The organism is Allobosea sp. GW823-FHT02B03 (assembly GCF_058797755.1).
In genome coordinates, this window is the sequence record NZ_JBXAJY010000003.1 from 821598 (window position 1) to 832300 (window position 10703).

Sequence of the window (10703 nt, forward strand, 5' to 3'; positions counted from 1 at the left end):
GGCTGGCTCTGCATCCTCGAGCGGCCAGAGCTGGCCGCGCGCGGTCTCGCGGTTGCAGAAGCGGCGGAATGTTATCGGCCGAGGCGTGGGTGAGCTGACGCTGCTATGGAAGGTGAATTACGACGTTCGCTCCATGGCTGCAGCCCCCGGCCTCGCCGAACCGGAACCTGGGCAGCGCTCGAAACAGGGCATTCCGATTTGCACGTGCATTGTCCCGGTCGACGTCGACAAGGAGGACTTCGCTGCTGGTGAAGTCGTGCGGAGCGTTCACGGCTTCACCTTGGTTCCCGGCGCTGGAATACTGCCGATCCTACTTGGCCATCGCAGTCCTGGCCGCCTCGATCTTCGCCTTCACCGCATCCAGGTTGAAGCTCGCTCCCCTCTGCATCGGAGGAAACTCGATGGCGGTCATGGCAAGCTTCTCAACCTGCTGCTGGACGAAAACAAAGCGCCAGAACTCGTACTGGAACCAGGAGAAGTAGTTCTGCGATCCTGACTTCGTGCCGTTCTCCGGCCATCCCGTGCGCTCGAACGGGTCAAGGCGAAGATTGGTCAGATAAGGCACGTCCGCCTTGGTCTTGTCGCCGAGCCATCCGCCGGGCTGGTCGATGAAGCGATATTTGTAGTCGCCGATGCGGACTGCGCCGAGCTCGCTTTCGCCGAAGTAGAAAATCTCAGTCCGGTTCGACGGGCCCTTTCCGGTGATCAGGTCCATCTGGTTGTAGCCGTCGAGGTAAACCTTGTAGTTGCGATCGCCGATCTGCTTCCCCTTCCTGAGTTCTTCGGCGATGTTGGCATTGCCAGCTGCGGCGACGAAGGTCGGGAACCAATCGAGTCCCGAGATCAAGCCGTTCTCCACCTTTCCCGCCGGGACCCGACCGGGCCAGCGGATCATCGCGGGCGCGCGGAAGCCGCCCTCCATGACGGTACCCTTGCTCTGCGCGAATGGCGTCTGACCACCATCGGGCCACGTGAAGACCTCGGTGCCGTTATCGGTGGTGAAGACGACGATGGTGTTGTCGTCGACGCCCATGTCCTTGAGCTTCTGCATCAGGAGGCCGACATCGTCGTCGAGCTGCGCCATGCCGGCTTCATGAATTGACCAGCCGTTCTTCGAATTGCGCATCGCCTCGTATTTCGGCGAGAGATGCGTGACGATGTGCATGCGGGTCGGATTGAGCCAGAGAAAGAACGGCTTGTTGTCAGCCTTGGCTTTGTCCAGGAACTTGAAGGACAAGTCGCGGATTTCGTCGTCTACGGTTTCCATCCTCTTTGGGCAGAGTTCGCCAGCGTCCCGGATGGTCTGCTTGCCGACCTTGCCCCAACGAGGGTCCACCGTGGCGTCGTCGACGTCGCTTGCCAGCGAATGGACCATGTTGCGCGGACCGACCTGCGACCTGAGATCCTGCGGATAATTCGGATGGCACGGGTCTTCCATCGCGTCGAGATGGTACAGATAGCCGAAAAACTCGTCGAAGCCGTGCACGGTGGGCAGGAACTCGTTCTTGTCCCCGAGATGGTTCTTGCCGAACTGGCCGGTGGCGTAGCCCATTCCCTTCAGCACGGTGGCAACCGTCACCGCTTGCGCCGGCAGGCCGGTGGGGGCTCCAGCCTGACCGACGGTCGTCATGCCGGTGCGGATCGGCAGCTCGCCGGTGATGAAATTCGCTCGCCCGGCCGTGCAGCTTGCCTCAGCGTAGTAATCGGTAAACAACATACCTTCTGCAGCGATTCTATCGAGGTTTGGCGTTCGCCCTGCCATCATGCCGCGATGGTATGCGCCGATATTCCAGATACCGATATCGTCCCCCATCACTACAACAATATTGGGACGTTGTTGCTGTGGCGCTTGCTGCGCGACGCAAGGCAAGCTTGATCCAACCACCAGAGCGACAGCTGCAGACATATTCAGCCATATGCTATGAGGATTCATGTAAGTCCTCCCCTGGAGCTTCATGCCGATTACTCTTGCTGGGCGGGAGCCCGCAGCAGAATGAAGACGGAGTGCAGTCACGACCGAGAAGACCGTACGCTCATTGCAACGCCCTCGATACTGGACCAGGGGGCAACACCGAGCGGCCGTCGCAGCGAGAGCGGGAGCAGACGTTCTGAAGATATCCAAGGGCGAGTTCGGGTGCTTTCGTTGAGATCAGCCCATGTCCGCTAGGGAGCGGGAGCAGCCCGCCTCCCCGTGCCCTTTCGGCCCGGCGCGGTCTGAGAACCGAACCCGGCATTTCGCATCGCCCTGGTCCCCTTCGCGCACGCCTGCGCATCGGCGCAGAACCATCTGCCGCCTCCCGCAAGCTGACTTGCTCGCCGGGCGCGCGCTATAACGCTCTGAAAGGGGCGCGTCCGCCCTGCCTGTTCCAAGCCGGGAGGTCACCATGCTCGCCAACGCGCCGCGCCCGTTCAATTTCGACCTCGGCGAGACCGCCGACGCGATCCGCGACACCGTCCACGCCTTCGCGCAGGAGAAGATCGCCCCGCGCGCCGAGGAGATCGACAGGACGAACCAGTTCCCGCGGGATCTGTGGCCTGAGATGGGTGCGCTCGGCCTGCACGGCATCACCGTCCCGGAGGAATATGGCGGCGCCGGCCTCGGCTATCTCGAGCATTGCGTCGCGATCGAGGAGGTCAGCCGCGCCTCGGCCTCGGTCGGCCTCTCCTACGGCGCCCATTCCAATCTCTGCGTCAACCAGATCGCCCGCAACGGCAACGACGCGCAGAAGAAGAAGTACCTACCGAAGCTGATCTCCGGCGAGCATGTCGGCGCGCTCGCCATGTCGGAGCCCGGCTCGGGCTCCGACGTCGTCTCGATGAAAACGAGGGCGATCAAGAAGAGCGACCGCTATGTCCTGACCGGCAACAAGATGTGGATCACCAACGGCCCGATCGCCGAGACTTTGGTGGTCTACGCCAAGACCGATCCGGAAGCCGGCCCGAAAGGCATCACCGCCTTCCTGATCGAGAAGGGCATGAAGGGTTTCTCGACCCATCAGAAGCTCGACAAGCTCGGCATGCGCGGTTCCGACACCTGCGAGCTCGTCTTCGAGGACTGCGAGGTGCCGGAGGAAAACGTGCTCGGCTCGGTCGGGCGCGGCGTCAACGTGCTGATGAGCGGGCTCGACTATGAGCGCGTCGTGCTTTCGGCCGGCCCGCTCGGCATCATGCAGGCGGCGATGGACATCGTCCTGCCCTATATCCACGAGCGCAAGCAGTTCGGCCAGTCGATCGGCGAGTTCCAGCTCGTCCAGGGCAAGGTCGCCGACATGTATGTCGCGATGAATTCCTGCAAGGCCTATGTCTACGCCGTCGCCAAGGCCTGCGACCGGGCCGAGACCACCCGCGAGGACGCCGCCGGCGCCATCCTGATCGCGGCCGAGAAGGCGACGCAGCTGGCGCTGGACGCGATCCAGCTGCTCGGCGGCAACGGCTATATCAACGATTACCCGACCGGCCGCCTGCTGCGCGACGCCAAGCTCTACGAGATCGGCGCTGGAACCAGCGAGATCCGCCGCATGCTGATCGGGCGGGAGCTGTTCAACAAGACAAAGTGAGGCTGTTCTTCCTTCTCCCCTTGGGGGAGAAGGTGGCAGCGCGCAGCGCTGACGGATGAGGGCAGGACTGCTACAAGCTGCCTTCGTCTCACCCGGTCGAACCGCCCTCATCCGTCTGCTTCGCAGACACCTTCTCCCCCCGAGGGGAGAAGGAAATCACGCCGATGGCACACACCCATGCCCCTCTATTTCGCCTATGGCCTGAACATGGACGTCGCCGGGATGGCGCAGCGCTGCCCGCGCTCGAAGCCGCTCGGCCTCGCCCGGCTGCCGCGCCACCGCTTCATCGTCAACACCGACGGCTACGCCTCGGTGATCCGCGATCCCCGCGAAAGCGTGCATGGCGTGCTGTGGGATTGCGCGCTCGGCGACATCCGCACGCTCGACAAGTTCGAGGATCTCGCCAGTGGCCTCTACGTCAAGATCAGCCAGCCGGTGATCGTCGAGGGCGGGGCGAAGCGCGCCCTGATCTATATCGGGCGCAGCGGCACGCCAGGAAAGCCCAAGCCCGGCTATCTCGAACAGGTCGTCGCCGCAGCGAAAGAGTGGGCTTTGCCAGAGACTTACCTCGCCGGCATGACTCAGTTTCTGAGCAAGCCGAATCTCGATCTGAAGTCCTTGAATCGGGATGCCAGCGAGGCCTTGCCGCCCGGCCCCGTCCCGGGCGTCCGCCCGCGCGCCGCCGCGCCGAAGTAGCAGGCCCTTTGCTTCTCCCCTTGGGGGAGAAGGTGGCAGCGCGCAGCGCTGTCGGATGAGGGCAGCGCGGACGCAAAAGAGAAGGAAGGGCCACGAATGTGGCCCTTCCCTCATCCGGCCCTTTGGGCCACCTTCTCCGGCAAGGGGAGAAGGAAGGCACTACGCCACCAGCCCTTTCGCCAGCTCGCTGACCTGCTTCTCGAACAGCGCCCGGTAGGCACCGTCCTCGCGCGTCAGCAGCGCCTCGTGCGGCCCCTCCTCCACGACCGTGCCGCGGTCGAAGACCAGGATCCGGTCCATGGCGCGCACCGTCGAGAGCCGGTGCGCGATGACGATGGTGGTGCGGCCTTCCATCAGCCGCTCCATCGCCTCCTGGATCAGCGCCTCCGATTCCGAGTCGAGGCTCGACGTCGCCTCGTCCAGGATCAGGATCGGCGCATCGGCCAGGAAGGCCCGCGCCAGCGCCACCCTTTGCCGCTCGCCGCCCGAGAGCTTGACGCCGCGCTCGCCGACGAGCGTGCCGTAGCCCTTGGGCAGGCGCATGATGAACTCATGCGCATTGGCGAGCTTCGCCGCCTGCTCGATCTGCGCCTGGCTGGCACCGGGCCGGCCATAGGCGATGTTGTCGGCCAGCGAGCGGTGGAACAGCACCGGCTCCTGCTGCACGATCGCGATCTGGGCGCGCAAGGACGCCTGCGTCGCCGTCGCGATGTCGCGCCCGTCAATGGCGATGCGCCCGTCCGTGACGTCGTAGAGCCGCTGCACCAGCTTGACGAAGGTCGTCTTGCCGGAGCCGGAGCGCCCGACCAGGCCAACCTTCTCGCCGGCTTTGATCGTCAGCGAGAAGTCGCGATAGAGCGGCTCGATGTGGCCTCCATAGTGGAAGGTCACCCGCTCGAAGGCGATTTCGCCCGCGGTCACGTCCATCGCCGTCGAGCCGGGACGATCCGGCACGCCGAAGGGCAGCTCGTGCATCGCGACCAGCTCCTCCATGTCGTTCACCGAACGCTGGAGGTTGTGGATGTGCTGGCCGACATCGCGCAGATAGCCATGCACCACCGCGTAGCTGGTCAGCACGAAGGCGACGTCGCCCGGGCTCGCCTGCCCTTGCGCCCAGAGCCAGATCACGAGGCCGATCACCGCCGCGCGCAGACCCAGCAGCACGATCTGCTGGGCCGTGCCCGAGGTCGTGCCGCGCAGCCAGGTGCGGCGCGTCCGCTGGGCCCATTTCGCGACCACCCCGGCAAGGCGGCTATCCTCGCGGCCCTCGGCGCCGAAGGCCTTGACCACCGGATTGCACGAGATCGCATCGGCGAGCGCGCCGCCGAGCCGCGTGTCCCAGCTATTGGCGAGCGTCGCCGCCGGCGCGACATAGCCGAGCGAGAGCGCGACCGTCACCGCGATGTAGATCACCGCGCCGGCGAGCACGACGGCGCCCATCGCCGGCCAATGCCAGGCCAGCAGCACCGTGGTGCCGAGCAGCACCACCAGCGAAGGCAGCAGCGCGATCAGCACGGTATCGGTGAGCAGGTCGAGCGCCCACATGCCGCGGGTGATCTTGCGCACCGTCGAGCCCGCGAAGTTATTGGCGTGCCAGTCGGTCGAGAAGCGTTGCAGGCGCGCGAAGGCCTCGCTGGCGACGTCGCCCATGGTGCGCAGCGTCATCTCGGTGATACCGACGAAGGACAGGTGCCGGAACAACACCGTGCCGGCGCCGAGCGCGATCATCATGCCGAGCGCCCAGAGCGCCGGATCGAGCCCGGCCGCCCGCTCGCCCGAGACCGCATCGACCAGCCGCCCCGCATAGAGCGGCATGAACAGGTCGGCGGCCGTCGCCGCCATCACCGTGAGGACGACGCCCGCGACCCGCCCGGGCTGGCGGCCCCAATGCGAAAAAGTGAAGCCGAGAACGGCACGGAACGGCTCCCGCCGCCCCGATTTCGAGGAAAGAGACATGAAAGCATCCGGTCAGCGAGAGACCGGCTCCAAATCAAGATGAAGCGCGACCGCGGCCGCGGGCTTCAGAAAAAGCGATGGAAATATTGGCTCGGGCCGCCGAGAAGGCGGGCCGCGGGCGAGTCCGACCTAGTGGAAGGACCGCATTGGGGGAGTGGCGATGATGAAGAATTGCATTCAGCCCTCCCTTTCGTGAGTTGGAGCCAGAAAGACAGAATGCCGCATGCCCGCTTATTGTGCAAGCGGCATCTTATGCATGGGGTGGTTGCAGCTGGCGGCAGGGAAGCGTTCACATTCCCGCCGGAATAGGCCGTCACTCGCGCGCGGCGATTCGCAGCGGCCCTATTTCCAGAACAGTGCGAGCAGCCTGATCCCGACCACCAGCAGGAAGCCGGCGATGATCGTGCCAAGCACGCGCTGGCGCTTCGCCCGGTCCGGGAACTGCCGGGCGATCAGGCGGCCGAGCGGCTTGCGGAACAGGAAGGCCGCAACCGCGAGGATGATCAGGACATGCGACAAGGACGGAGGCTCTGCCCTTCTCAGGCCTTCCTGGGCTCGGGCTCTTCGAAGGGCGCGCCGGCCTTCTTCCAGGCGCCGAAGCCGCCGGCGATGTGCGCGACCGGCTTCAGCCCCATCTCCTGCGCCACCTGCGCCGCCAGGGCCGAGCGCCAGCCGCCGGCACAGAAGAAGACGAACTGCTTGTCCTCCTGGAAGACCGGCTTGGCATAGGGGCTTTCCGGGTCGATCCAGAATTCGAGCATGCCGCGCGGGCAATGGAAGGCGCCGGGCATCTTGCCTTCGCGCTCGCGCTCGCGCGGATCGCGCAGGTCGACGAAGACCGTGTCGTCGCGCCCGGACAGCGCCTGCGCCTCCTCGACCGAAAGCGTCTTCACCTTGGCTTCGGCCTCGGCCAGCAATGCCTTGTAGCCTTTGGTGATCGTCTGCGGCATCCCGGCCTCCCCTTGCGAGACCGGCAAGGTGGCGGCTGGCGCGGCGCTCGTCAATCGCGGGCTTGCCCGCACGCTGCACGCTCGCCAATCTGCCGGCCGGAGGGGCTCATGGCCGGATTCGGAACGCTCGACTTTATCGCGATCGCATTCTTCGCTGCCGCCTGGATCGGCTATCTGCTGGCTGTCGAGGTCGGCCCGCATGCGAAGCGCAGTCTTAACACGCTGATGAACGAGCGCCGCGAGCGCTGGATCATGGAATCGGTCAAGCGCGAGAACCGAATCATCGACACGCAGGTGATGAACGGCCTGCAGAACGGCACCGCCTTCTTCGCCTCGACCTCGCTGATCGCCATCGGCGGCTCGCTGACGCTGCTGCAATCGGCCGACCGGGTCGTCCAGATCTTCGCCGACCTGCCCTTCGCGACGCCGACCACGCGCGCCGCCTGGGAAATCAAGGTGATCGGGCTCGCGGTGATCTTCGCCTATGCCTTCTTCAAGTTCGGCTGGAGCTACCGGCTGTTCAACTACTGCGCCATCCTGATCGGCGCGATCCCGCCCCATACCGAGGCCGACAAGCCGGAGACGCTCGCCGCGGCGCGTGAGGCGGTGAAGATGAACATCGTCGCCGGGCTGCACTTCAACCGCGGCCAGCGCGCCTTCTTCTTCGCGCTGGCCTATCTCGGCTGGTTCATCTCGCCATGGCTCTTCCTGATCGCGACCGCGGCGGTGCTGACGGTGATGTGGCGCCGGCAATTCGTCTCGGATTCGGCCGCCGCCGTCGGCGCGGGAAGCCGGGCGGCTTGACGAAGGCCGCTCCGCGGCTCAGCAAGCGCCATGACCAGACCGACAGACGAAGACCTCGCCGAGACGATCCTGCGCTTGGCTGCCGAACGCGGCGACGGGCGCACGCTCGGCCCGATGGACGTTGCCCGCTCCCTCGGCGGCGACCATCCCGATGGCTGGGGGCCGCTGATGCAGCCGATCCGGCGGGTCGCGGTGCAGTTGATGAAGGATGGCAGGCTGGTGATCACCCGCAAGGGACGGCCGGTCGACCCGGACGATTTCCGCGGCGTCTATCGCCTGCGCCTGCCGGAAGCCGGTGAGGACTACGGGCCGGGAAAAAGCGAATCCGAGTAGCCTGCAAGCCAGTAGACGACGAGGCCGACCCACTCCTTGAAGGTATCGTCGGCGATATCGAGCCCGCGCGCCGCCTTGCGATAGGGCCTGAAGAAATCGGCTCTTTCGCCGCTGGAGAGAAAATCGACCGGGAAGGCCTCGACGTCGAAGCCGGCCTGGCGGAACACCCCCATGGCGCGCGGCATATGCCAGGCCGAGGTCACCAGAAGCCAGCGCTCGCCGGGTTTCGGATCGACCAGCCTGCGGGTGAACACGGCGTTCTCGAGCGTGTTGCGCGACTGGTCCTCGAGCACGAGGCGGTCTTCCGGCAGACCGAGGCCGAGGAAGAGCAGGCGCGCCCCGTCAGCCTCGGTTCGAACCACCTGCGAGAGCAGATTGGCGCCGCCGCCGGTGAAGACCAGCTTCGCCTCGGGATGGGCGCGCGCCAGCTCCACCGCCTTGGTCATCCGCGCCGCGGCGTTGTTGAGGACGATGTCCTCGCGCGCGACGCCGATCGCGCCGCCGAGCACGATGATGCCGTCGACCTTTCCCGAATGCACCACCTGCTGCGGAAAGCGATCCTCCAGAGGCCGCACCAGAATGCGCGACAGCGGGCTGAAGGCGAGCGCGACCAGAACGGTGGCGCAGAACAGGCCGAGCCAGCGGCCGGCCCGGGCAAAGCGCGTGAAGGCGAGCATGCTCGCCAGCGCGAGGCCGGCAATGGCGAGGTTCACCGGCGAAGCCAGGAACCAGACGATCTTAGAGAGGGCGAAGAACATGGCGGCCTTTCTGCGCAGGCCTTTCCATAGCGGATGAAAGCTGACGGGAGGTTAGGACCGGCGGCTAAAGTAAGTTCTACCCTTGTTGCTTCGTCATTCCGGGCAAGCCGCGAAGCGACGCAGTCCCGGAATCCATCGTAGGTTACTGCGCTGGTGGCAAAGACCTATCTGATGATCTGCGGTGGGCTCGCCGGAGCGCGGCGCCCGCGCCCTGCCGCGAAACGCTCGACCTCGAGCGCGCGCTGCGCGACCTCGCGCAGCTCGCAGCCAGCCTGCAGCCCGGCCGAGCGGGCCGGCGGCTGAGCGCTGCCATAGAAGGCGCATTTCTGCACGGCAAAACCCTCCCAGGCGAGCTGCAGCGCGGTGAACTGGCTGCGCCCGCCGGCATCGAGCGAGCGGCCCAGCATCTGCGTCGCCAGCGTCAGCCGCTCGCGCCACACGGCCTCCTCTCGCCTGGCACAGGCGATCTCGGCATCGCGGCGGTCTCCGCTGGCGGCACGGACGCAAGGGACGGCGACCGAGCCGATGCAGGCCGCAGTCGCTGCCGCGCTCTGCCGCATGCAGGAAGCGATCTGCAGCCGGTCGGCCGACTGCACGCTGTTGTTCGGCGCCTGCGCCAGGGCCGGCGCGGCCGCAACCAGAAGGAATGCCGTGGCGAGGAGTGTCGTCTGACGCATCGTCACGATCATGCCGGGCGCCGCCGCGCGGTCAAGGCCAGCACTCTTCACGTCGCCGGCACTCTTCACGTGACCGGCAGCGGCAGGGCCGGCCCCGCAGCCGGGCGCGCCGAGACATGGGCGTACCAGCGCGCCAGATTGGGCCGCTCCTTGCGTGGCACCGGCATGTTGAGCCAGCGATGCGCGCCCGGCGCGACCGTGATGTCGGCCATGCCGAAGCGCTCGCCGGCGAGATAGGTCCGTCCGGCCAGATGCGCCTCGAGGATATCGAACTTCGCTTCGGCCCTGGCGATCGAGGCCTCGATCACCGCCGGCTCGGTATAGCCCGGCGTCTTGCGGATCAGCCCCCAGAATGCCGGGGTCATCGCCGGCTGGAGTTCCGACAGCATCCAATCCATCCAGCGGTCGGCATCGGCGCGGCGAGCCGGGTCCTCCTCCCAGATCCAGCCGGCGCCGTAACGGGCGGCGAGATAGCGTACGATGCTGTTCGACTCCCAGATGCAGATTTCGCCGTCCTCCAGCGTCGGGATCTGGCCGTTCGGGTTCTTGGCGAGATAGGCCGGCTCCCTGTTGCCGCCGAACTGCCCGCCGATATCGATCCGCTCGAAGGGCTGACCGACTTCGCCCGCCGCCCACACCGTCTTCTGCACATTGATCGAGCTGATCCGCCCGAAGATCGTCAGCATGTTCGCCACCTTCGTATCATGGGGGCGCGACAATCAGACGGCGGGCGAACGAAGGCAAGCGGCGCGGTCAGGCGCGCCCGTCATTGCGAGGAGGCGTCAGCCGACGAAGCAATCCAGGGACGGCATAGCTCTATGCTTCTGGATTGCTTCGAGGAGCCAGTACTCGGGCTTGCTGAAGGCAAGACCCGGGTGCTCGCAATGACGAAGCGCTCACGCGAATTCGATGATGACGGCGTCGACGGCGAGGGAGTCGCCTTCCCTGGCGAGGATTTTTGCGACGGTGACG

General features: G+C 65.9%; 11 protein-coding genes. 4 read left to right on the forward strand and 7 right to left on the reverse strand.

Translation table 11 applies throughout. The features are described from left to right. Positions 1-310: 310 nt before the first annotated feature. Complete coding sequence (locus tag AC1REK_RS13500) at positions 311-1933, reverse strand: arylsulfatase (protein WP_492270858.1); 1623 nt, start codon at positions 1931-1933, stop codon at positions 311-313. Positions 1934-2384: 451 nt separating this feature from the next. On the opposite strand from AC1REK_RS13500, the gene AC1REK_RS13505 reads away from it, so the two are divergent. Both AC1REK_RS13505 and AC1REK_RS13510 read left to right on the forward strand, forming a co-directional pair. Continuing rightward, positions 2385-3557: an isovaleryl-CoA dehydrogenase gene (locus AC1REK_RS13505; protein ID WP_492270859.1), complete on the forward strand. Its 1173-nt coding sequence runs from the start codon at positions 2385-2387 to the stop codon at positions 3555-3557. Positions 3558-3734: 177 nt separating this feature from the next. Then, positions 3735-4253: a gamma-glutamylcyclotransferase family protein gene (locus AC1REK_RS13510; protein ID WP_492270860.1), complete on the forward strand. Its 519-nt coding sequence runs from the start codon at positions 3735-3737 to the stop codon at positions 4251-4253. Between the two features lie 159 nt (positions 4254-4412). Here the strand turns inward: AC1REK_RS13510 and AC1REK_RS13515 are convergent, their stop codons facing one another. The 3 genes from AC1REK_RS13515 to AC1REK_RS13525 form a co-directional block, all read right to left on the reverse strand. Next, positions 4413-6209: an ABC transporter ATP-binding protein gene (locus AC1REK_RS13515; protein ID WP_327520650.1), complete on the reverse strand. Its 1797-nt coding sequence runs from the start codon at positions 6207-6209 to the stop codon at positions 4413-4415. A 342-nt stretch (positions 6210-6551) separates the two neighbouring features. Continuing rightward, positions 6552-6728 carry a hypothetical protein gene (locus tag AC1REK_RS13520; RefSeq protein ID WP_492270861.1) on the reverse strand — a complete coding sequence of 59 codons (177 nt, stop codon included), beginning with the start codon at positions 6726-6728 and terminating at the stop codon, positions 6552-6554. Between the two features lie 20 nt (positions 6729-6748). After that, positions 6749-7159 carry a rhodanese-like domain-containing protein gene (locus AC1REK_RS13525; protein ID WP_492270862.1) on the reverse strand — a complete coding sequence of 137 codons (411 nt, stop codon included), beginning with the start codon at positions 7157-7159 and terminating at the stop codon, positions 6749-6751. A gap of 108 nt (positions 7160-7267) precedes the next feature. On the opposite strand from AC1REK_RS13525, the gene AC1REK_RS13530 reads away from it, so the two are divergent. Both AC1REK_RS13530 and AC1REK_RS13535 read left to right on the forward strand, forming a co-directional pair. Next, a complete protein-coding gene (locus AC1REK_RS13530; RefSeq protein WP_316020385.1) occupies positions 7268-7963 on the forward strand; it encodes a DUF599 domain-containing protein in 696 nt (231 codons plus the stop codon). A 30-nt stretch (positions 7964-7993) separates the two neighbouring features. Beyond that, positions 7994-8296 (forward strand): DUF3253 domain-containing protein, encoded by a 303-nt coding sequence (locus tag AC1REK_RS13535; protein ID WP_492270863.1) that lies wholly within the window; start codon positions 7994-7996, stop codon positions 8294-8296. Here the strand turns inward: AC1REK_RS13535 and AC1REK_RS13540 are convergent. From AC1REK_RS13540 to AC1REK_RS13550, 3 genes are all read right to left on the reverse strand, one after another. Continuing rightward, positions 8266-9054 carry a YdcF family protein gene (locus tag AC1REK_RS13540; RefSeq protein ID WP_492270864.1) on the reverse strand — a complete coding sequence of 263 codons (789 nt, stop codon included), beginning with the start codon at positions 9052-9054 and terminating at the stop codon, positions 8266-8268. The genes AC1REK_RS13535 and AC1REK_RS13540 overlap by 31 nt on opposite strands. Before the next feature lie 164 nt (positions 9055-9218). Continuing rightward, a complete protein-coding gene (locus AC1REK_RS13545) occupies positions 9219-9731 on the reverse strand; it encodes a hypothetical protein (RefSeq protein WP_492270865.1) in 513 nt (170 codons plus the stop codon). 65 nt (positions 9732-9796) lie between these two features. Then, positions 9797-10417, reverse strand: coding sequence for a glutathione S-transferase family protein (locus AC1REK_RS13550; protein WP_492270866.1), 621 nt, complete (start codon positions 10415-10417; stop codon positions 9797-9799). Positions 10418-10703 lie beyond the last annotated feature (286 nt).

Bases quoted from the DNA above. Each gene is read 5' to 3' on its own strand.
- AC1REK_RS13500 (WP_492270858.1), bottom strand. From the start codon at position 1,933: ATGAATCCTCATAGCATATGGCTGAATATGTCTGCAGCTGTCGCTCTG.
- AC1REK_RS13505 (WP_492270859.1), top strand. From the start codon at position 2,385: ATGCTCGCCAACGCGCCGCGCCCGTTCAATTTCGACCTCGGCGAGACC.
- AC1REK_RS13550 (WP_492270866.1), bottom strand. From the start codon at position 10,417: ATGCTGACGATCTTCGGGCGGATCAGCTCGATCAATGTGCAGAAGACG.
- AC1REK_RS13515 (WP_327520650.1), bottom strand. From the start codon at position 6,209: ATGTCTCTTTCCTCGAAATCGGGGCGGCGGGAGCCGTTCCGTGCCGTT.
- AC1REK_RS13530 (WP_316020385.1), top strand. From the start codon at position 7,268: ATGGCCGGATTCGGAACGCTCGACTTTATCGCGATCGCATTCTTCGCT.
- AC1REK_RS13510 (WP_492270860.1), top strand. From the start codon at position 3,735: ATGCCCCTCTATTTCGCCTATGGCCTGAACATGGACGTCGCCGGGATG.
- AC1REK_RS13545 (WP_492270865.1), bottom strand. From the start codon at position 9,731: ATGCGTCAGACGACACTCCTCGCCACGGCATTCCTTCTGGTTGCGGCC.
- AC1REK_RS13525 (WP_492270862.1), bottom strand. From the start codon at position 7,159: ATGCCGCAGACGATCACCAAAGGCTACAAGGCATTGCTGGCCGAGGCC.
- AC1REK_RS13535 (WP_492270863.1), top strand. From the start codon at position 7,994: ATGACCAGACCGACAGACGAAGACCTCGCCGAGACGATCCTGCGCTTG.
- AC1REK_RS13540 (WP_492270864.1), bottom strand. From the start codon at position 9,054: ATGTTCTTCGCCCTCTCTAAGATCGTCTGGTTCCTGGCTTCGCCGGTG.